The 19,715-nt window shown below is 67.1% G+C and carries 24 protein-coding genes; 17 read left to right on the top strand and 7 right to left on the bottom strand.

Going from position 1 to position 19,715, the window contains the following annotated elements; all coding sequences use genetic code 11:
* Positions 1–44 precede the first annotated feature (44 nt).
* From G6N35_RS26050 to G6N35_RS26020, 7 genes are all read left to right on the top strand, one after another.
* Positions 45–1,673, top strand: a complete 1,629-nt coding sequence (locus G6N35_RS26050; RefSeq protein ID WP_163807231.1) for an acyl-CoA carboxylase subunit beta — start codon at positions 45–47, stop codon at positions 1,671–1,673.
* A 31-nt stretch (positions 1,674–1,704) separates the two neighbouring features.
* The gene (locus G6N35_RS26045) at positions 1,705–1,980 is read left to right on the top strand and encodes an acyl-CoA carboxylase subunit epsilon (RefSeq protein WP_163807230.1); all 276 of its coding nucleotides are present in this window, start codon (positions 1,705–1,707) and stop codon (positions 1,978–1,980) included.
* Between the two features lie 3 nt (positions 1,981–1,983).
* On the top strand, positions 1,984–2,625 hold the full coding sequence (locus tag G6N35_RS26040; RefSeq protein ID WP_163807229.1) for a Maf family protein: 642 nt from the start codon (positions 1,984–1,986) through the stop codon (positions 2,623–2,625).
* Positions 2,626–2,644: 19 nt separating this feature from the next.
* Positions 2,645–3,541: a sulfurtransferase gene (locus G6N35_RS26035; protein ID WP_163807228.1), complete on the top strand. Its 897-nt coding sequence runs from the start codon at positions 2,645–2,647 to the stop codon at positions 3,539–3,541.
* Positions 3,538–3,957, top strand: coding sequence for a SufE family protein (locus tag G6N35_RS26030; protein ID WP_179967425.1), 420 nt, complete (start codon positions 3,538–3,540; stop codon positions 3,955–3,957). The genes G6N35_RS26035 and G6N35_RS26030 overlap by 4 nt, the downstream gene beginning before the upstream one ends.
* 136 nt (positions 3,958–4,093) lie before the next feature.
* Entirely contained in the window at positions 4,094–5,893 is a 1,800-nt protein-coding gene (locus G6N35_RS26025; RefSeq protein WP_163807227.1) for an acetyl/propionyl/methylcrotonyl-CoA carboxylase subunit alpha, read from the top strand.
* A 107-nt stretch (positions 5,894–6,000) separates the two neighbouring features.
* Entirely contained in the window at positions 6,001–7,485 is a 1,485-nt protein-coding gene (locus G6N35_RS26020; protein ID WP_163807226.1) for a sugar transferase, read from the top strand.
* A 4-nt stretch (positions 7,486–7,489) separates the two neighbouring features.
* Here the strand turns inward: G6N35_RS26020 and G6N35_RS26015 are convergent, their stop codons facing one another.
* Positions 7,490–8,212, bottom strand: a complete 723-nt coding sequence (locus G6N35_RS26015; protein ID WP_163807225.1) for an SDR family oxidoreductase — start codon at positions 8,210–8,212, stop codon at positions 7,490–7,492.
* Positions 8,213–8,229: 17 nt separating this feature from the next.
* Between G6N35_RS26015 and G6N35_RS26010 the strand changes: the two genes are divergently transcribed.
* Together G6N35_RS26010 and G6N35_RS26005 are read left to right on the top strand one after the other, a co-directional pair.
* Entirely contained in the window at positions 8,230–8,574 is a 345-nt protein-coding gene (locus G6N35_RS26010) for a DUF1707 SHOCT-like domain-containing protein (RefSeq protein WP_246224516.1), read from the top strand.
* Between the two features lies 1 nt (position 8,575).
* Positions 8,576–8,893, top strand: a complete 318-nt coding sequence (locus tag G6N35_RS26005; RefSeq protein WP_163807224.1) for a hypothetical protein — start codon at positions 8,576–8,578, stop codon at positions 8,891–8,893.
* Here G6N35_RS26005 and G6N35_RS26000 read toward each other — a convergent pair.
* Positions 8,890–9,435, bottom strand: a complete 546-nt coding sequence (locus G6N35_RS26000; RefSeq protein ID WP_163807223.1) for a nucleotidyltransferase family protein — start codon at positions 9,433–9,435, stop codon at positions 8,890–8,892. The genes G6N35_RS26005 and G6N35_RS26000 overlap by 4 nt on opposite strands.
* A gap of 34 nt (positions 9,436–9,469) precedes the next feature.
* Between G6N35_RS26000 and G6N35_RS25995 the strand changes: the two genes are divergently transcribed.
* The 5 genes from G6N35_RS25995 to G6N35_RS25975 all read left to right on the top strand — a co-directional run bounded on the left by G6N35_RS25995 (position 9,470) and on the right by G6N35_RS25975 (position 14,024).
* Entirely contained in the window at positions 9,470–11,371 is a 1,902-nt protein-coding gene (locus G6N35_RS25995; RefSeq protein ID WP_407664589.1) for a PbuX/PucJ/PucK family nucleobase permease, read from the top strand.
* On the top strand, positions 11,368–11,877 hold the full coding sequence (gene uraD, locus G6N35_RS25990; protein ID WP_163807222.1) for a 2-oxo-4-hydroxy-4-carboxy-5-ureidoimidazoline decarboxylase: 510 nt from the start codon (positions 11,368–11,370) through the stop codon (positions 11,875–11,877). The genes G6N35_RS25995 and uraD overlap by 4 nt, the downstream gene beginning before the upstream one ends.
* A gap of 4 nt (positions 11,878–11,881) precedes the next feature.
* Positions 11,882–12,193, top strand: a complete 312-nt coding sequence (uraH, locus tag G6N35_RS25985) for a hydroxyisourate hydrolase (RefSeq protein WP_163807221.1) — start codon at positions 11,882–11,884, stop codon at positions 12,191–12,193.
* 4 nt (positions 12,194–12,197) lie between these two features.
* Complete coding sequence (gene hpxO, locus G6N35_RS25980) at positions 12,198–13,364, top strand: FAD-dependent urate hydroxylase HpxO (protein ID WP_163807220.1); 1,167 nt, start codon at positions 12,198–12,200, stop codon at positions 13,362–13,364.
* Between the two features lie 180 nt (positions 13,365–13,544).
* Entirely contained in the window at positions 13,545–14,024 is a 480-nt protein-coding gene (locus tag G6N35_RS25975) for an STAS domain-containing protein (RefSeq protein ID WP_246224515.1), read from the top strand.
* Here the strand turns inward: G6N35_RS25975 and G6N35_RS25970 are convergent.
* The 4 genes from G6N35_RS25970 to G6N35_RS25955 all read right to left on the bottom strand — a co-directional run bounded on the left by G6N35_RS25970 (position 13,995) and on the right by G6N35_RS25955 (position 18,187).
* Positions 13,995–14,720 carry an RNA polymerase sigma factor SigF gene (locus G6N35_RS25970; RefSeq protein WP_407664646.1) on the bottom strand — a complete coding sequence of 242 codons (726 nt, stop codon included), beginning with the start codon at positions 14,718–14,720 and terminating at the stop codon, positions 13,995–13,997. The two genes, G6N35_RS25975 and G6N35_RS25970, sit on opposite strands and share 30 nt — an antisense overlap.
* A 62-nt stretch (positions 14,721–14,782) precedes the next feature.
* On the bottom strand, positions 14,783–15,220 hold the full coding sequence (locus G6N35_RS25965; RefSeq protein WP_163807218.1) for an anti-sigma factor: 438 nt from the start codon (positions 15,218–15,220) through the stop codon (positions 14,783–14,785).
* Between the two features lie 189 nt (positions 15,221–15,409).
* Positions 15,410–16,627 carry a glycosyltransferase gene (locus G6N35_RS25960; RefSeq protein WP_163807217.1) on the bottom strand — a complete coding sequence of 406 codons (1,218 nt, stop codon included), beginning with the start codon at positions 16,625–16,627 and terminating at the stop codon, positions 15,410–15,412.
* A 69-nt stretch (positions 16,628–16,696) separates the two neighbouring features.
* Positions 16,697–18,187, bottom strand: coding sequence for an FAD-dependent oxidoreductase (locus tag G6N35_RS25955; protein WP_163807216.1), 1,491 nt, complete (start codon positions 18,185–18,187; stop codon positions 16,697–16,699).
* A gap of 66 nt (positions 18,188–18,253) precedes the next feature.
* On the opposite strand from G6N35_RS25955, the gene G6N35_RS26995 reads away from it, so the two are divergent.
* The 3 genes from G6N35_RS26995 to mbp1 all read left to right on the top strand — a co-directional run bounded on the left by G6N35_RS26995 (position 18,254) and on the right by mbp1 (position 18,949).
* A complete protein-coding gene (locus G6N35_RS26995) occupies positions 18,254–18,427 on the top strand; it encodes a hypothetical protein (RefSeq protein ID WP_170313150.1) in 174 nt (57 codons plus the stop codon).
* Positions 18,428–18,525: 98 nt separating this feature from the next.
* Positions 18,526–18,696 (top strand): Rho termination factor N-terminal domain-containing protein, encoded by a 171-nt coding sequence (locus tag G6N35_RS25950; RefSeq protein ID WP_163807215.1) that lies wholly within the window; start codon positions 18,526–18,528, stop codon positions 18,694–18,696.
* 13 nt (positions 18,697–18,709) lie between these two features.
* Positions 18,710–18,949: a microaggregate-binding protein 1 gene (gene mbp1 / locus G6N35_RS25945; protein WP_163807214.1), complete on the top strand. Its 240-nt coding sequence runs from the start codon at positions 18,710–18,712 to the stop codon at positions 18,947–18,949.
* A 49-nt stretch (positions 18,950–18,998) separates the two neighbouring features.
* Here mbp1 and G6N35_RS25940 read toward each other — a convergent pair whose 3' ends face one another.
* Complete coding sequence (locus tag G6N35_RS25940; RefSeq protein ID WP_163807213.1) at positions 18,999–19,670, bottom strand: PAS and ANTAR domain-containing protein; 672 nt, start codon at positions 19,668–19,670, stop codon at positions 18,999–19,001.
* Positions 19,671–19,715: the final 45 nt, after the last annotated feature.

The raw sequence follows: 19,715 nt of genomic DNA, 5'->3' as shown, positions 1-19,715 counted from the left end.
GCGCCCTTAGCGCCTCCTTAAGGTTGCAGATACCATCGTCACCCATGACGAGCGTTAAGGAACCGGCGGCCGAGCACACGATCGACATCCACACGACGGCCGGCAAGCTGGCCGACCTCCGCAAGCGCGCCGAAGAAGCGCTGCACCCGGTGGGTGAAGACGCCGTGGACCGGGTCCACGCCAAGGGCAAGCTCACCGCGCGCGAGCGCATCCTCGCCCTGCTCGACGAGGGCTCGTTCGTCGAGCTGGACGCGCTGGCCAAGCACCGCTCCACCAACTTCGGACTGGAGAGCAACCGCCCGCTCGGCGACGGCGTGGTGACCGGCTACGGCACCATCGACGGCCGCGAGGTCTGCATCTTCAGCCAGGACGCCACCGTGTTCGGCGGCAGCCTCGGCGAGGTCTACGGCGAGAAGATCGTCAAGATCCAGGAGCTGGCCATCAAGACCGGCCGCCCGCTGATCGGCATCAACGACGGCGCCGGCGCCCGCATCCAGGAGGGTGTGGTTTCCCTCGGCCTGTACAGCCGGATTTTCCGCAACAACATCCTGGCCTCCGGCGTGATCCCGCAGATCTCGCTGATCATGGGTGCGGCGGCCGGTGGCCACGTCTACTCCCCCGCGCTGACCGACTTCGTCATCATGGTCGACCAGACCAGCCAGATGTTCATCACCGGCCCCGACGTCATCAAGACCGTCACCGGTGAGGACGTCACCATGGAGGAACTGGGCGGCGCCCACACCCACATGGCCAAGTCCGGCACCGTGCACTACGTCGCCTCCGGCGAGCAGGATGCCCTGGACTACGTCCGCGACCTGCTCAGCTACCTGCCGCCCAACAACTACGCCGAGCCGCCGCGCTTCCCGGCGCCGCCGCATCCGGGCGCCATCGAGGAGAACCTCACCGACGAGGACCTGGATCTGGACACGCTGATCCCGGATTCCCCGAACCAGCCGTACGACATGCACGAGGTCATCTCGCGCATCCTCGACGACGACGAGTTCCTCGAGGTTCAGGCCGGTTACGCGGGCAACATCCTGGTCGGCTTCGGCCGGGTGGACGGCCGCACGGTCGGCATCGTGGCCAACCAGCCGACTCAGTTCGCCGGCTGCCTGGACATCAACGCCTCGGAGAAGGCGGCCCGGTTCATCCGGACCTGCGACTGCTTCAACATCCCGATCGTCCTGCTCGTCGACGTCCCGGGCTTCCTGCCCGGCACCGACCAGGAGTACAACGGCATCATCCGCCGCGGCGCCAAGCTGCTGTACGCCTACGGCGAGGCCACTGTCGCCAAGATCACGGTGATCACCCGCAAGTCCTACGGCGGCGCCTACTGCGTGATGGGCTCCAAGGACATGGGCGCCGACGTGGTGGTGGCCTGGCCCACCGCCCAGATTGCGGTGATGGGCGCCTCGGGTGCGGTCGGGTTCGTCTACCGCTCGCAGCTCAAGGAGGCCGCAGCCAAGGGCGACGATGTCGATGCGCTGCGCCTGGAGCTTCAGCAGACCTACGAGGACACCCTGGTCAACCCCTACGTCGCTGCCGAGCGTGGCTACGTCGATGCGGTGATCCCGCCGTCGCACACCCGCGGCTACATCTCGACCGCCCTGCGTCTGCTGGAGCGCAAGATCGCCCAGGTGCCGCCGAAGAAGCACGGCAACATCCCGCTCTGACCGCTGTGCCTCTGACGAAAGGGTCCGCGCTGTGAAGCACGAGGACATCACCGAGTTCAGCGACCCACGCGACATCACGCTGGACAATCCGGAGCCGGGCGTGCCCGAGATCCGCATCGACCGGGGTAACCCGACCGACGAGGAGATCGCCGCCCTGGTGACGGTGCTGGCCGGTGCCAGCGGCGGACGGCCCGATCCGGGACCCCAGGAGATCAACCTCTGGGGCCACCCGGTCGACAAGCTGCGCTACACCGTGACCAGCTGGCAGCGGGTGACGCTGCTCAGCCGGACCCACATGCGTCGCTAGCGCATGACCCGAGTCGTTCTCGGTTCGGCCTCGACAGGTCGCCTACGGGTGCTGCGGCACGCCGGGATCGATCCGCTGGTGGTGGTGTCGGGCGTCGACGAGGACGCCATCGTGGCGCGCCTGGGCCCGGGTGCCGACCCGGGCGATGTGGTCAATGCCCTGGCTCGAGCCAAGGCCGAGGCGGTCCGCGACAACCTCGACGATGATGTCGCCGCGGATTGTGTTGTCATCGGCTGTGATTCGATGCTCTACGTCGATGGCCAGCTGCGCGGCAAACCGGGAACGCCGGAAATCGCTGCGCAGCAATGGAATTCGATGGCAGGCCGGGAGGGGCACCTGTACACCGGGCACTGCGCCATCCGGGTGCTCGACGGCACGGCCACCCGCACCGAAACCCGCGCCGCGGTCACCACGGTGCGCTTCTCCACCCCTAATGCCGCCGATCTGGCCGCCTATATCGCCACCGGCGAACCACTGAAGGTCGCCGGGGCCTTCACCCTGGACGGACTCGGTGGCTGGTTCCTCGACGGCGTGGACGGCGACCCGTCCAACGTGGTGGGCCTGGGCCTGGCAATCACCCATGAGATGTTCACCACCCTCGGTCTGTCCATCGGCGAACTCTGGGGCGCCAATCCGGTGGGTTGATCGGCGGTAGGCTCGTCTCGTGCCGCTTCCCGCAGATCCCAGCCCCTCCCTCAAGGACTACGCCCACCCCGAGCGCTTGGTCACCGCCGACTGGTTGTCGGCTCACCTCGGGTCCAAGGGCCTGGCCATCGTGGAGTCCGACGAAGACGTGTTGCTCTACGACATCGGCCACATCCCCGGTGCGGTCAAGATCGACTGGCACACCGACCTCAACGATCCGAACGTGCGTGACTACATCGACGGTGAACAGTTCGCGGAACTGATGAACCGCAAGGGCATCTCGCGCGACGACACCGTGGTGATCTACGGCGACAAGAGCAACTGGTGGGCCGCCTACGCGCTGTGGGTGTTCACCCTCTTCGGCCATCAGGATGTGCGCCTGCTCAACGGCGGGCGCGATCTGTGGATCTCGGACGGCCGCGACACCACGCTGGACGTCCCGAGCAAGACCACCTCCGGCTATCCCGTCGTCGAGCGCAACGACGCCGCCATCCGCGCCTACAAGGACGATGTGCTGGCCGCCCTTGGCCAGTCGACCCTGATCGACGTGCGGTCCCCGCAGGAGTACACCGGTGAGCGCACCCATATGCCCGACTACCCGGAGGAAGGCGCGCTGCGCGGCGGTCACATCCCGACCGCGGTGTCGGTGCCGTGGGCCAAGGCTGCCGACGAGAGCGGGCGCTTCCGCACCCGCGCCGCGCTGGACGACGTGTACTCATTCGTCCAGCCGGGAGACGACATCATCGCCTACTGCCGGATCGGCGAGCGCTCCAGCCACACCTGGTTCGTGCTGACCTACCTGCTGGGCATCCCGGGCGTGCGCAACTACGACGGCTCCTGGACCGAGTGGGGCAACACGGTGCGGGTGCCGATCGTGGCCGGCGAAGAACCGGGTCCGGTACCGGGTTCGGTATGAGCATGCCGGCCGCCCTGGCCGAGGTGGTCTCCGACTTCGCCGACGTCCAGGGTCAGGACAAGCTGACGTTGCTGCTGGAGTTCGCCAACGATCTGCCGGCACTGCCCGCCGACCTCGAAGAGGCGGCCATGGAACCGGTACCGGAGTGCCAATCACCACTGTTCCTACATGTCGACGCGACCGACACCGAGCACGTGCGGTTGTTTTTCAGCGCGCCGGCCGAGGCGCCCACGACACGCGGGTTCGCCTCGATCCTGGCCGCCGGTCTGGACGGCCAACCGGCCGCCGACATCCTCGCCGTGCCGGACGATTTCTACTCCGAACTGGGCCTGGCGGCGCTCATCAGTCCGCTTCGGCTGCGCGGAATGTCGGCGATGCTGGCCAGGATCAAGCGGCGTCTGCGCGAAGCGGGCTGAACTTACTCGTTAGTAGGTCTTAACTTACTCATTAGTAGGGGTACCGGCTGGTCCCAGTCGATTAGGCGCCGCCTACACTGCCGTGCGAACCTATTTTTAAAGAACGTTCTTAAGATCACGTGAAGCAGGAGGCGCGGTGCCCACTCAGACGCCCAACCAGACCATCTCGAAGGTCCTCGTCGCCAACCGCGGTGAGATCGCCGTCCGTGTGATCCGGGCGGCCAGAGATGCCGGTCTGGCCAGTGTGGCCGTCTACGCCGAACCCGACGCCGACGCACCGCACGTGCGGCTCGCCGACGAGGCCTTCGCCCTGGGCGGGCAGACCTCGGCCGAGTCCTACCTCGACTTCGGCAAGATCCTCGACGCGGCCGCCAAGTCCGGCGCCAACGCGATCCACCCCGGCTACGGCTTCCTCTCGGAGAACGCCGACTTCGCCCAGGCCGTACTCGACGCCGGGCTGATCTGGATCGGCCCCAGCCCGCAGTCCATCCGCGACCTGGGTGACAAGGTCACCGCGCGCCACATCGCCGCGCGCGCCAAGGCTCCGCTGGTACCGGGCACGCCGGATCCGGTCAAGGACGCCGACGAGGTGGTGGCCTTCGCCAAGGAGTACGGCGTGCCGGTCGCCATCAAGGCGGCCTTCGGTGGCGGTGGTCGCGGCATGAAGGTGGCCCGCACCCTCGAAGAAATCCCTGAGCTGTTCGAGTCGGCCACCCGTGAGGCCATTGCCGCGTTCGGTCGCGGTGAGTGCTTCGTGGAGCGCTACCTCGACAAGCCCCGGCACGTCGAGGCGCAGGTGATCGCCGACCAGCACGGCAACGTCGTCGTCGCCGGAACCCGCGACTGCTCGCTGCAGCGCCGCTTCCAGAAGCTCGTCGAGGAGGCGCCCGCGCCGTTCTTGACCGAGGCGCAGCGCAAGGAGATCCACGAGTCCGCCAAGCGGATCTGCAAGGAAGCCGGCTACTACGGCGCCGGCACGGTGGAGTACCTGGTCGGCCAGGACGGCCTGATCTCGTTCCTCGAAGTCAACACCCGCCTGCAGGTGGAACACCCGGTCACCGAGGAGACCTCCGGCATCGATCTGGTGCTCCAGCAGTTCCGCATCGCCAACGGCGAGGCCCTGGAGATCACCGAGGATCCGGAACCGCGCGGCCACTCCTTCGAGTTCCGCATCAACGGTGAGGATGCCGGTCGCGGCTTCCTGCCCGCACCGGGCCCGGTCAACACCTTCAACCCGCCAACCGGTCCGGGCGTGCGGATGGACTCCGGTGTGGAGAGCGGTTCGGTGATCGGCGGTCAGTTCGACTCGATGCTGGCCAAGCTGATCGTCACCGGCGCCAACCGCGACCAGGCACTGGCCCGCGCCCGCCGCGCACTCGACGAGTTCACCGTCGAAGGCCTGGCCACCGTCATCCCGTTCCACCGCGCCGTGGTCAGCGATCCGGCGTTCATCGGTGATGAGAACGGCTTCACGGTGCACACCCGGTGGATCGAGACCGAGTGGAACAACACCATCGAGCCGTTCACCGGCGGTGGCCCTGTCGACGAGGAAGAGGCTCAGCCTCGCCAGAAGGTGGTCGTCGAGGTCGGCGGCCGTCGCGTCGAGGTGTCCCTGCCTGGCGACCTCGCGCTGGGCAGTGGTGGCGGTGCCGCCGAGTCCGGTGTGATCCGCAAGAAGCCGAAGGCCCGCAAGCGCGGTGCGCACGGCGCTGCGGCCGCATCCGGTGACGCCGTGACGGCGCCGATGCAGGGCACCGTCGTGAAGGTGGCTGTGGAAGAGGGCCAGGAGGTCGCCGCCGGTGACCTGGTCGTGGTGCTGGAAGCCATGAAGATGGAGAACCCGGTCACCGCCCACAAGGACGGCGTCATCACCGGATTGTCGGCCGAGGCCGGTGCTGCGATCACGCAGGGCACGGTTCTCTGCGAGATCAAGTAGGTCACTGCACCCGGACGTCTCGGGACGCGCCCGGCCGCCTCAAAGTAGCTGCGTTCGCAAACAGATACGCTGCTCGTCAGTGGGTCGGGCGGCGAAACGAGCGAATCATGTCAGTGGGGACCACCCCATCGGATGACTCGTCGGTGCGTGCTGCCGCCAGTACCGTTGTGGCACCGCGGCGATTCGCCGCGCTGATCCGCCAGGATCCGCTGAGCACGACCGTGACGGTTGGTATCGACGTGCTGTCGGCCACCGTGGCTGTGCTGCTCGTGGTGTTGTGGACGACGGCCGTGTCCGGTTCCCGGGTACCGACGTGGCTGATGGCGCTGTTCGTCCCCACCGTGATCGCCGTGATGGCAGTGCGCGGGATGTACCGCCGTCGGCTGAACCGGCGGTTCATCCACGAGATCGGTCCGGTGATCGCCTCGGTGGCCCTGGCAGCCATGGTTCTGCTCTGCGTCGGCATCGTCCTGGCCGGCCGGACCGAACATCCCGAGCATCTGGTGGCCAAGCTCTGGCTGTCAGCCACCGCCGCCATCCTGATCGGCCGCCTGATCCGGGCCACCGTCCAACGGCGCCTTCGGGCCGGCGGTCATCTGTTGTCGCCGACCCTGATCGTCGGCAACGGTATCGTCGCGCACCAGATCATCGAACGGCTGGCGGCCTTTCCCGAATACGGGTTGCTGCCGATCGGGCTGCTGGACACCGACTCGCCGTGGCACCCACTGCACGGCGAGTCGGTGCCCGGTGTTCCCCGCATCGGTTCACCGGACACCATCGAGGACGCGGTCCTGCAGACCGGTGCCGAAGCGATCGTCATCGCCTTCTCCCGTACCCAGGACGAACTGCTGGCCCGGGTCGTGCGGTTGGCGCATCGGACCGGCGCGCGGGTCTGGGTGGTACCGCGGATGTTCGATGTCATCGGCGAGCGCTCGACCATCGAGCACCTCGGCGGGCTGCCGCTGTTCTCGATGCCGCGGACCAATCCGCACGGGTGGCAGTTCACCGTCAAACACGCACTGGACCGGCTGTGCGGCGCACTGGGATTGCTGCTGATCTCGCCGGTGTTCCTGACCCTGGTGATGCTGGTCCGGCTCAGTTCTCCCGGCCCGATCCTGTTCCGGCAGCCCAGGGTTGGCCGCGACGGCCGAGTCTTCGACTGCCTGAAATTCCGCACCATGCGGCCGCCGTCGGCCGCCGACGCCGTCTTCGAGCTCAAGAGCGGGGCCGCGCCGGGCGGTGTGGAAGGCGTGGACCGCAGAACGACCATCGGCAAGGTATTGCGCTCGACGTCGCTGGACGAACTGCCCCAGCTGATCAACGTCTTCAAGGGCGAGATGAGCCTGGTTGGCCCGCGCCCCGAACGGCCGGAATTCGTCGAAGTCTTCGAGGCCCAGATCCGGCGCTACGGCGAGCGGCATCGGGTCAAGTCCGGCATGACCGGCTGGGCGCAGGTACACGGGCTGCGGGGGCAGACCTCGATTGCCGACCGGGCCGAATGGGACAACTTCTACATCGAGAACTGGTCGCTGGCCCTGGACGCCAAGATCCTTGCGCTGACCGTTCTGGCGGTGCTGCGCCGCAGCGAGTAGTCCCTCAGGCGAAGGGAACCGATCCGAGCACCGCGCCAGGACCGGTGACCAGACTGTCGTCGTCGACATGCGCCCCGAAGTAGGTGACGTCCGGATCGACGACGACGTCACGATGGACGCCCCGGCGGGCCAGCACGGTACGTGCCAGATCGGCGAAGCTCATCATGTCCGGTCCCCCGATCTCGACCACACCCGCCGGCGACCCCACGGCGGCCCGGGCGACATGCGCGGCGACCTCCCGGGCCGCGATCGGCTGGATGCGAGCCCGCGGCACCCGGACGACGTCGCCGTCGGTCATCGAGTCGACGATCATGTCGGCGAACTCGTGGAACTGGGTGGCCCGCACGATGGTGTAGGGCACGCCGGAGGACTCGATGAGCGTCTCCTGGGCGACCTTGGCCCGCAGATACCCACTGTCGGGCAGGCGGGTGTCGCCGACGATCGTCAGCGCGATGTAGTGCCCGATGCCCGCTGCCCTCGCCGCCTCGACCAGGGTGCGGGTGGCGGTGCTGAAGAACTCCATCACGGGTTCGTCGTCGAACGACGGCGAGTTGAGGACGTCGACCAGCACGTGGGCGCCGGCGAGCGCCTCGGCGACACCGCCACCGGTCAGTACGTCGACGCCGGTGGTGCGGGACGCGGGGACCACGGTGTGGCCTTCGGACGTCAGCAACTCGGACACCGCGGTGCCGATCTGACCGCTGGCACCACAGACGACGATCTTCATGGAGCATGATGTACCCCGTGGGCGAGGAAACCGAACGGGTGCGGATCGGCACGGCCGAACGCGAGGATGCGTTGCAACTGCTCGGCAAGCAGTTCTCCGAGGGACGGCTGACACCGGAAGAGTTCTCCGAACGCAGCGCGGCGGTCAGCGCCGCGCTCACCCGCGCCGACCTGCAACCGATCTTTGCCGACCTGCCCGTCACACCGGTCGCCGGCGCCGAGCACACCCGTGACTGGCGGGCCATCGCGATGGCGGTGATCCCATTGATCGCGCTCGGGTTCACCATGCTGGTGCCGCACGGCTGGCTGGCCTGGCTGGCGCTGCCGGTGGTCGGCATGCTTCTCTACGGTCGGCGTAGCTGAGGTGGAGCCCGTCGAAATCAACGCCGGCGCTTGGTATTTGCGCGCACTGCGCGCCGATGAGCGTATCGATGACCGGTTTGCGCTCGCCGATCTCGGTGAGTCGCGGGTCGACTACGTCGAGCAGAGCCTGGCCGCGTGGGCGTCCGACACCGGCTACTCGTGGGCGGTGTGCGAGCCGACCACCGGGGAGATGCTGGCCGAGGTGACCCTCGACCCGAGTACCGGCGCGGTGGCCAGTCGGGCGCGAGCCGGTCATGAGCAGGCCACCGCGGTGGCCACCGACGCGGTAGGCCGGTTCGCAGAGGCGTTCGGAATCTAGGGTTCGTCGATATCGACGCCGGTCGCCAGGTCTGCACAGTCGACGGCCACCACATCGGTGCGGGCAGCCAGGAACCGCCGAGCGCCCTCGTCGCCGTGCAGCGTCTCCAGCACGCCAGCCCAGTGCCGCCGTCCGATGACGACCGGATGCCCGGGTCTGCCGGCGTAGGTCGCCCGGGCGATCCCGGAATCCGATTCCCGCGCCGCGGCCAGCACCCGGTTCACCACCTCGGCACCGATATCGGGGGTGTCGACGGTGAGCACCACCGCGTAGCGGGCGTCGCCGGTCGCGCGCAGACCAGCCCGCAACGAGGCGCCCATCCCCCGCTGCCAGTCCGTGGCCACGACCGCTCGGGCCGGCGGCGGCACATCCACCACCGCCGCACCCAACACCACGATCACATCGCCGCAACCACCGCCAGACAGCGCCGCCACCGCTGAGGACAGCCACTTGCCCTGTGCGGCAAGCACTTTCGGCATCCCATAGCGGACACCGGCTCCGGCGGCAAGCAGCACACCGGCGGCCGACCCACCGTTCGACATGCGAACAGTGTCCTCCTGGCCGATCCTTGGGGGCATGTCCACCATGGTCACCCCTTCGTCAAAGCGTGTGCACCCGGTCGACGAGGTGCTGCCCATCCCCAAGCTGGCGACCTACGGGTTCCAGCACGTGGTGGCGTTCTATGCCGGCGCGGTACTGGTGCCGATCATCATCGCCGGCGCGGTTGGACTGTCCCAGCAGGAGCTGGTCAAGCTCATCACCGCTGACCTGTTCACCTGCGGAATCGCCTCCATCCTGCAGTCCGTCGGGGTGTGGAAGATCGGTGTGCGGCTGCCGCTGCTGCAGGGTGTGACGTTCGCCGGCGTCTCCCCCATCATCGCGATCGGACTGGCCCACGGCGGCGGTTCGGCGAGCATGCTCTACGTCTACGGTGCGGTGATCGTCGCAGGCGTGTTCACCTTCCTGATCGCACCCATCTTCATCAAGCTGCTCAAGTTCTTTCCGCCGGTCGTGACGGGAACGCTCATCACCATCATCGGGCTGTGTCTGGTGCCCGTGGGGGCCATGGACGCGGTGACCAATCCGCACACCCACGAGAAGGACCCGGCCAACATCCGGTGGTTCCTGTACGCGCTGGGCACGATCGTCGTGATCGTGGCGATCCAGCGGCTGTTCCGCGGTTTCCTGGCCACCATCGCGGTCCTGCTCGGCCTGGTGATCGGTTGCGCATTCGCCTATGGGCTGGGCGACATGAACTTCGACAAGGTCGGTGAGGCATCGGCGATCGGCTTCACCCAGCCGTTCCTGTTCGGCATGCCCAAGTTCGACTTCGTGGCCTGCCTGACGATGATCATCGTGCTGCTGATCACGGCGGTGGAGTCGACCGGCAGCACCATCGCCACCGGCGAGATCGTCGGCAAGCGGGTGACCGCGGCCGATATCGGCAACGTCCTGCGGGCCGACGGGGTGGCCACCACCATCGGCGGCATCTTCAACTCGTTTCCGTACACCGCGTTCTCGGAGAACGTGGGCCTGGTCCGGCTGACCGGGGTCAAGAGCCGGTGGGTGGTGGCCGCCGCGGGAGCGATCATGATCCTGCTGGGCTTCCTGCCCAAGGTGGCCGCCGTCGTCGCCTCGATCCCCAATCCGGTGCTCGGCGGCGCGGCGCTCACCCTGTTCGCAACGGTGGCCGTCGTCGGCATCCAGACGCTGGGCAAGGTGGACTTCACCGATCACCGCAATCTGATCATCGTCACCACCAGCCTGGCGCTGGCGCTGTGGGTGACCACCTATCCGGATATCGCCAAGGGCATGCCCGCCGGTATCAACCTGCTCTTCGGCAGCGGTATCAGCATCGGCGCCGTCAGCGCGATCCTGCTCAACATCGTGTTCTTCCACACCGGCAGCCGGGGCCCGCGGGTGGCCGGAGGCGGCACCATCACCCTCGACGAGGTCAACGCCATGACCGAGGAGCGGTTCACCGAGGTATTCGGCCATGTGGTGCAGGGGGTTCCCTGGGCGGTGCGGCGCGCCTTCGAGCAGCGGCCGTTCGCCGACACCCAGCAGTTGCGGGAGGCCTTCCAGGATGCGCTCCTGACCGGCTCCACCGAACAGCAGCAAGAACTGATCAACGCCTTCCCCGACCTCGGCGCCGAGGACGAGAGCGGGCGGGTGCTGGCCGTCGACCACATCGCGCTGAGCAGCCTGGGCGAAGCGGACCACAACGACCTGGTCGAGCTGGCCGGGGCCTACCGGGAACACTTCGGTTTCCCGCTGGTGATCTGTGCCCGGGAGACCAAGCCGTTCGAGAACGTGCTGCGCAACGGCTGGTCACGGATGGACAACTCGGCCAGCGCGGAGAAGGCGTTCGCGCTCATCGAGATCGCCAAGATCGCCAACTACCGGTTCGGTGAACTGGTCGCCGACGCCAACCCGATCGCGGCGGCCCGGTTCAACCGACTCAACGAGCTGACGTGAGAGTCCTGGGTCTGGACGGCTTCAACGCACTGTCCGACCGCCAGCGCATGCACGCGCTGTTCGAGGTGTGTTCGTCGCCGATCTGGGCGCGCCGGGTGCTGGCCGGCGGCCCATTCGGGGACGTCGACGCCGTGCTGGACCGGGCCGACCGGGTGCTGGCCGAACTCCCCGATGCCGAACTCGACGCCGCGCTCGACGGCCACCCCCGCATCGGCGATCGCCCGGACAACCCGTCCTCGCAACGCGAGCAGGCCGGTGTCACCGATGCCGACACTGCGGTGAAAGCCCAACTGGCCGAAAAGAATCGGGAGTACGAAGACAGGTTCGGCTACGTGTACCTGGTGTGCGCCAGCGGCCGCTCGGCCGACGACCTGCTCGCCATCCTCGTCGACCGGCTGGGCAACGACCCGGAGACCGAGCGGCGGGTGATGCGCAACGAGTTGGCCAAGATCAACCGGCTGCGGCTGCAACGGCTGCTGAGCGGGCCTCCCGTGGGGCAGGCTTGAGCACATGGCACAGCTGAGCACCCACGTCCTGGACGCCACCACCGGTAAACCCGCCACCGGGGTCACCGTCACCCTCGACGGTGACGCCGCGAGCGCGGCCACCGACGCCGACGGCCGGATCGCCGGTCTCGGCGGCGACGTGCCCCCCGGTGTGCACCGGCTGCACTTCGACACCGGTGCATACTTCGCCACCCAGGGTGTGGACACCTTCTACCCGGAGGTGGTCATCACCGTCGACATCACCGATGCAGCAGGCAAATACCATGTGCCGCTGCTGTTGTCGCCCTATTCCTATTCAACGTACCGAGGGAGCTGAGCGGGTGAAGGTCGTGATCATCGGCGCGGGCATGGGCGGTATGAGCGCGGCCATCGCGCTGCGCCGGATCGGGATCGATACCGAGGTCTACGAGCGGGTCACCGAGAACAAACCGGTCGGCGCGGCCATCTCGGTGTGGTCCAACGGGGTGAAGTGCCTCAACTATCTGGGCCTGGAACAGCAGACCGCAGCCCTGGGCGGCATGGTCGAGGAGATGAGCTACGTCGACGGCTTCACCGGCGAGACGATGTGCCTGTTCGGCATGCAGCCGCTGATCGACGAAGTGGGCCAGCGTCCCTACCCGATCGCGCGGGCCGAACTCCAGTCGATGCTGATGCAGGCCTACGGCATCGAGGACATCCACTTCGGCATGAAGATGGTCGAGGTGCGCGACGGCGTAGACGCCGCGACCGCCACCTTCGCCGACGGGACGACGGTGCAGGCGGACGTCATCATCGGTGCCGACGGCGCGAGTTCGATCACCCGCGAGTATGTCCTCGGCCATCCGGTGACGCGGCGCTACGCCGGATACGTCAACTACAACGGCCTGGTCCAGGTCGATGAACGGATCGGCCCGGCGACTCGGTGGACCACGTATGTCGGTGCGGGAAAACGTGTTTCGGTGATGCCGGTGGCCGGCAACCGGTTCTACTTCTTCTTCGATGTGCTCGAACCACAGGGCACCGACTACGACCGCGCTTCGGCTCGCGAGGTACTGCGCGAACATTTCGCCGGCTGGGCACCGGGGGTGCAGGCGCTGATCGACGGGCTCGACCCACTGACCACCAACCGGGTCGAGATCCTGGACCTGGACCCGTTCCACACCTGGGTGAAGGGCCGGGTGGCGGTCCTGGGCGACGCCGCCCACAACACCACACCGGACATCGGACAGGGCGGCTGTTCGGCCATGGAGGATGCCATCGCCCTGCAGTGGGCGCTGCGCGACCACCCCGATGACGTACACGCAGCACTGGCCGCCTACCAGGGATCGCGCACCGAGCGGGCTGCTGACCTGGTGTTACGGGCGCGCAAGCGGTGCGACCTGATGCACGCCAAGGATCCGCAGACCACCGAACAGTGGTATGCGGATCTGCGAAATGAGGACGGCAGCAACGTGATTCGCGGCATCGTCGGCAACATCTTGGGTGGCCCGCTGACACCGGCACCCTAGCCACTTACCAGAGGGTCAATTTCGGAAACGGGCAGAAGTGACGATGTGCCGCTTCGGCTGTCTTTCGCCGGGCATCCGGAGTAGGGTCGAGAACAGGTTGAGTTAACAGCCGCCCGGAAACAACGTCATTGACGTGTGGGAAGGCACCAACTCCCTACACCCACGGGTAACCACCTTGACGTGATCCACAGTACGAATCCTTCGACTGATGGAGTCACCATGCCTGTATTAGGAACAGATCGTCCGGAGCGTTCGGCTGCACAGCAGTCCGTTGATTGCCACGCCGCCCGCTTCACTACCCACTGGCCGGATCCGGCCGTCGGCATCGTCACCGTCTCCGGTGAGCTCGATGCGTCGAACTCGGTCGAGTTCGCCGCGTATGTCGAGCAGTCAGCCGCCGATGGCGTGCGCCTGGTCTTGGACCTGAGCACGCTGGAATTCTTTGGTACCGCCGGTTTTTCGGCCTTGCACACGATCAATGTGCGCTGTGCACACTCCGGCGCCCGGTGGGCGCTGGTCTCCGGCGAAGCAGTAGCCAGGCTGCTGCGGGTCTGCGATCGGGACAAGGTCCTGCCGGTCGCAGGCACCGTGCCGGAAGCCATCACGCTGCTCGACGGCGAGCCCCGCAGGCTACTGCAGCTCGTCCCGGAGCCGAGCTAGCGATTTAGCCAGTAACCGCGACACGTGCATCTGGGAGATCCCGACCCGCTCGGCGATCTGAGTTTGGGTCAGCGATTCGAAGAATCGCAGCAACAGCACGGTTCGCTCGCGTTCCGGAAGCGCTGCGAGTAGCGGCCGCAGCGCTTCCCGGTTCTCGATCTGATCGAGGCTGGTGTCCACATCCCCCAGGGTGTCGGCGATCGCGGGGGCATCGTCGTCACCGCCGCCGCCGCCGCTGTCGATCGACAGCGTGTTGTAGGAGCTACCCGCGACCAGGCCCTCGATGACCTCTTCCCGGTCCATCTCGAGTTCTTCGGCCAGCTCGCTGGCGGTCGGCGCCCGGCCCAATCGCTGGGACAGTTCGGATGTGGCCGCGCCCAGTCGCAGGTGCAATTCCTTGAGCCGCCGGGGCACCTTCACCGACCAGCTGTTGTCCCGGAAGTGCCGTCGAACTTCACCCATGATGGTCGGCACCGCGAAGGACACGAAGTCCGAACCGGTTTCGACGTCGAACCGGATCACGGCATTGACCAGACCGACGCGGGCTACCTGGACGAGGTCGTCGCGCGGCTCGCCACGACCATCGAATCGACGGGCGATGTGGTCGGCCAGCGGCAGGCACCGCTGGACAATCCGGTCACGCTGGCGCTGGAACTCCGGGGAGTCCGCCGGCAGCGTCGCCAGCTCCCGGAACATGTCCGGGACGTCGGCATACTCGGAATTCGTCCGGGGCGACGAACTATTGGCCGATCGGGGACTCACTTCGCGGAGCCTGCCCGCCTCGTGGTCAGAGTGATGCCGAAGATCTGCCCGTCGCCAGTGGGCTCGTGACCGTTGTGGAATGTCTGCACGTCGTCGGTCAGCGAGCTCAGCACGTGCCAGCTGAAGCTACCGGGGGTGACCACGTCGTAGGTGTCACACTCGGTGGAGGCCTCCACCACGACGACGTCGTCACGCGGATCGACCACGATCACCAGCGTGGCGTTGGGGGCGGCCGATCGGATGAGCCGCGTACAGGCCTCGTCGACAGCGAGCCGCAGATCGGCGACCGCGTCGAAATCGAGATCCTCGAAGGTTCCGACCGCACCGATCAATGTCCGCAGCACGGCGAGGTTCTCCACCCGCGCGCCGATCCTGAATTCGACAGCGCCTGCGCTTCGCTGATGCGCGCTGCCTTGGCTCTCGCCATCCGTCATCTGGCCTCCCGGCACGGTCGCCCCGACACTACTCCAGTACAGGGTTGGGCTATCCATGATCGTGTGGCGTTCCGGTCGGCCGGGTACTCGGTGCGAGTGTCGTCATCATGGTGGGCCTGTGATACCCGTCGTCACGAGTGCGTCAAACCTGGTGAGGCCACATTGTTACGCAGGACACCACGCGTCTGGTCAGCCAACGGGTAGCTGCGCTCGGCTGGTATGGCCACTGCCGACCTTCTCGTACACCCTGAGTGTGTCGGTGGCGATGCGGTCCCAGGAGTAGCGGGCACAGACCCGGTCGCGGCCGGCCAAGCCAAAGCTGCGGCGCAGAAACCCATCGCGCAGCAACATCGATACGGCTTCCGCGAGTTCCCTGTGCCGCCCGGGAGCGATCAGATGACCAGTGACGTCATGAACGATCGTGTCACGCATCCCGCCCACGGCGGACGCGACCACCGGCACACCACACGCCATGGCCTCCAACGGCGCCATGCCAGAGGGTTCATAACTCGGAGTGCAGGTGACGACGTCGGCGGACCGGAACAAGGCAGGCATATCGGCGTGGGCGACCGCACCGGTGAAGGTCACTCGATCACTCACGCCCATCCGATCTGCCAACGCCCGCAACCGGATCACTTCGTGGTCGGTATCGAGCTGCCGTGCCGGCGGGCCGCCGACGACGACGTACTCGGCATCAGGTATCAACGGCAGGGCGGCGATCATGGCGTCAAAACCTTTTCGGGGAGCCAACTTTCCCACCGAGAGAATTCGACGCACGTTGTCCTTCCGGTCGGCCGCCGGACCGGCAGTGGTGAATCTGTCGGGGTCTACGCCACACGGCACCACCGATATCCGTGATCGAGAACGCCCGAGCCGGATCAGTCGGAAAACCTCGTCGGTGGACGTCGCAGTCACCCAGGTGGACTGTTTGGCCACCAGCGGCTCCATCTTGAACCGTGCCTCCGGGGTGACATCCCGGGCCACGCCGGCACCGTCCTCGAGCGAAGCGAGGGTGTAGAACGTCTGCACAGTCGGGACATCCCTCTTGCGCGCCGCCAGGAGGGAGGCAAGCCCAGACATCCAGAAGTGGGCGTGGGCCACATCCGGCCGTCGTTGGGCCCATTGCGCGTCGAGATAGTCGGCGAAGTCGCTCAGGTACTCCAACGTCGAGTCCCTGCGCAGTGCGCGGGGCGGCCCGGCGGGCACGTGCACCACCGTGTAGCCCTGCGTGCCGCGAACACGGTCGGGCAGCTTCGGGTCGTCGCGTCGGGTGTAGACCGTGACCTCGTGGCCGCGCCGGGCCAGCGCCGCCGACAGTGCAGCGACGCGGACACTCTGACCGCCGACATCGACTCCCTCCGTGGCCGCCAGCGGACTGGCGTGAGCGGAGATCATCGCAATCCTCACCGCGTTTCCTCCTCCGTCTGAACGGGGCGTACCCGGGGGTTACCCGGTCAAACGTTGCGCCCGCAAGGCTCATCGCGACAGGCTGCGGCTGGCAGGACCTTCCAGCACGGCGCCGTCCGGGCTGAAGCGCGAACCGTGCAGCGGACAGTCCCATGACTTCTCGGCATCGTTCCAGGCCAGCACGCCGCCGAGGTGGGTGCACACCGGCGAGACGCACTGCTCGACACCGTCGACGATGCTGCGGGCCGCCATGTGCCAGGGCGGTCCACTGACCACCCCGGATCCGTCGGTGAGTTGACCGTCCCGCCGGGCGATCGGCGTCACCCAACCGGCCGCCAGGTGCCAACCGACCTCGAGGTTGGCCTTGATGGCAGTGGTGATGCCGGTGAGTTCGTGGGCGCTCCAGCTGTCGAAGGCCCGCCCCCAGCGGGCGGGTTCACCGCCCAGCAGACGCTTGGCCAGCAGCAGGCCGGCGGCCACGCCGTTGGTCATCCCCCACTTGGCGAACCCGGTGGCCACGAAGAAGTGGTCGCTGCCCGGCAATAGCGGGCCGACGTAGGGCAGTTCGTCGACGGCCACGTAGTCCTGGGCCGACCAGTAGTGGGTCGGCTCGGCACCCGGGAAATAGCGCGTGGTCCAACCGACGAGTTCGTCGTAGGAGGTTCGCGGGCTGTCCTTGCGACCCACGGTGTGTCCCGCCCCTCCGACGATCAGCCGTTCGCCGTCGGCGCCGGGCGCGTAGCGGACCGATCGACTGGGCTCGTCGGTGGACAACATCATCGGCCGCGGAATGGCACCGGGAACGTCGAAGGCGACGCAGTAGGACCTGCTGGGATGCAACCGGGCGAAGAAGGCGCCCCGATCCAGGATCGGGGTCCCGGTGGCCAGCACGCACGTGTCTGCCTCCGCGATCCGCTCGGCGTCGTCGCCGTCGCGCAGCGCCAGTCGCACCCGGCCACCCACCGTCGAGGCCGCGTAGACGCGATGACCGGTGATCAGCCGGCCGCCGCGGTCGTGCAGTTCGGCGATCAGGGCGTCGAGGAACGGCATCGGGTCGAACTGGATCTGGCCGGCCAGCCGCACCCCGCCGGCGAACGGGACCGGGACGTCCAGCCGGTCCACCCATTCCACACCCAGACCCGCCGCTCGCGCCGCCTCGAATTCGGCTCGGGCCGAGGGCAATCCGCGATCGGACTGAGCGTAGGTATAGGCGTCCTCGCGCTGTAGGTCAACCCCGCGCTCTGAGCAGTACTGCGCCAACCAGGCCTGCCCTTCGGCGTTGCCTTCCACGTACTGGCGGACCAGGTCCATCGAGTGCCGCTGGGAGATGCTCGACAACCGGGTGCCCTGCAGCAGGCTGACTTTGGCGGTGGTGTTGCCGGTCGTGACCGCACCGGGTGACCGGGCTTCGATGACCACCACCCGCTTGCCGCCACGCGCCAGCAGAACCGCCGTCACCAAGCCCGTGATCCCCGCCCCGACGACGGCCACCTCGGCATTGGGAACCTCGGCAGTCGTGGTTCGGTGATCCTGGGCGCGGTCGAGCCACAATGACGTCATGGCCACCGCGATACCCGCCCTGGTGTCAGTGAAACAGGTGCACAGTCACGGGTATGTTGGCGATCGATGAGCGATTCGATTCCCGACGAGGTGCCCGTGGCCGATGCCGTCGAACAGCGCCAGGATGTGGTCGAGCCCACACCCCCGGACATCTCCGAGCGGCCCCTGGAGAGCAACGAATCAGACTGGCATGAGCAACGCCTGGTCGTCGACGATCCTGACCAGGACGAACTCCGCTAGTCAGGGAGATGTTTGACCCCTGCATGCCGGTGGGTACAGGCCTTTGCGAGGTAATTGGTAATCCTCAGCAAAGGGGGTAGGGAGTGTCGAACATCGCCATGGCGAACGCGACGGGTGCCGACGACATCCGCTTGTTTCGCCCCAGCCGGTCCTGCGCCTATGAGGGATGGACCGTCGCCGAGCTCAAGAAGAGGGCGAAGCAACTCGGAATCTCGGGGTATTCCGGACTCAGCAAGGAAAAGCTGATCTCACTGATCCGCAGCTACTGATCCGAAGGAAGACATGTCTGACAACAACAACAGCGGACCTGCCGAAGCCATCAAGGGCGTCGTCGAAGACGTCAAAGGCAAGGCCAAGGAAGCCGTTGGCACGGTGACCGGACGCAATGACCTCATCAACGAGGGCAAAGCGCAGCAGGACAAGGCCGAAGCACAGCGCGACGCCGCGAAGAAGGAAGCTGAGGCCGAGGCCGCCCGCGCCGGGGCGAAGGCCGCCGAGCAGCGCCAGAAGGCCAACCAGTAAAGCTTTCTCCTGACCAAAGGCCCGGCTTCGGCCGGGCCTTTGGCGTATGTCAGCCCGGTATCCGGCTGTGCGCGGTGAGCAGCAGATGATCGTAGGCGGCCCGCGGCGGCAGCACTTCGTCGTAGTCCAGACCCAGAAAGTCGGTGGCGATCTGCTCGGCGAGTACCCGCAGCTTGACGTTGGTCTCCTGGGACCGCCACCTCAGCAGCTCGAACGCGGTGTCGGCGGTGATCCGATAGACCACCATGAGCATGCCTTTGGCCTGGTCGATGGCGCTTCGCGATTCGGCGATCTCGGCGACCGCCTCGTCGAGCAGGTCCTGCTTGTCCTGCTGCAAGCTCGGCGTGACGTCGACATAGAAACCGTGGGTTCCCACCACCGTGCCATCCTCATCGGTGAGCTGATCTCCGATCGCGACGATGTGGTGGACGTCGCCGCGGGTGTCGACGATGCGATAACGGGTGCTGAACGCGCCGGAGGTGCGCCGGATCTCCTCCAGCGTCGCGGCGACCTGGCCGTAGTCCTCGGGATGTTTGTGCGACAGCACCAGTTCGGTGGTCGGCTGCACCGTGCCGGGATCGTAGCCGTGCATCCGCTCCACCGCAGGGGACCACTCCCAGCGTTCGTCGGCGAAGTAGAAGCGGAACCAGCCGACCCGCTGCGGAGTCCCGCCGGCCAGGGCGTGTTCGACGCCCGCGTCAGTGGTGGGCCCATCGGACATGAACAACAAGATTATCCCCTCTGGCTGTGAGCCTTCCTGCGCTTG

The sequence above is a fragment of the Mycolicibacterium anyangense genome (assembly GCF_010731855.1).
In the GTDB taxonomy this organism is placed as follows: Bacteria; Actinomycetota; Actinomycetes; order Mycobacteriales; family Mycobacteriaceae; genus Mycobacterium; species Mycobacterium anyangense.
Note: the sequence above shows the minus strand (reverse complement) of the source record. Positions and strands in the feature narration are given on the sequence as shown.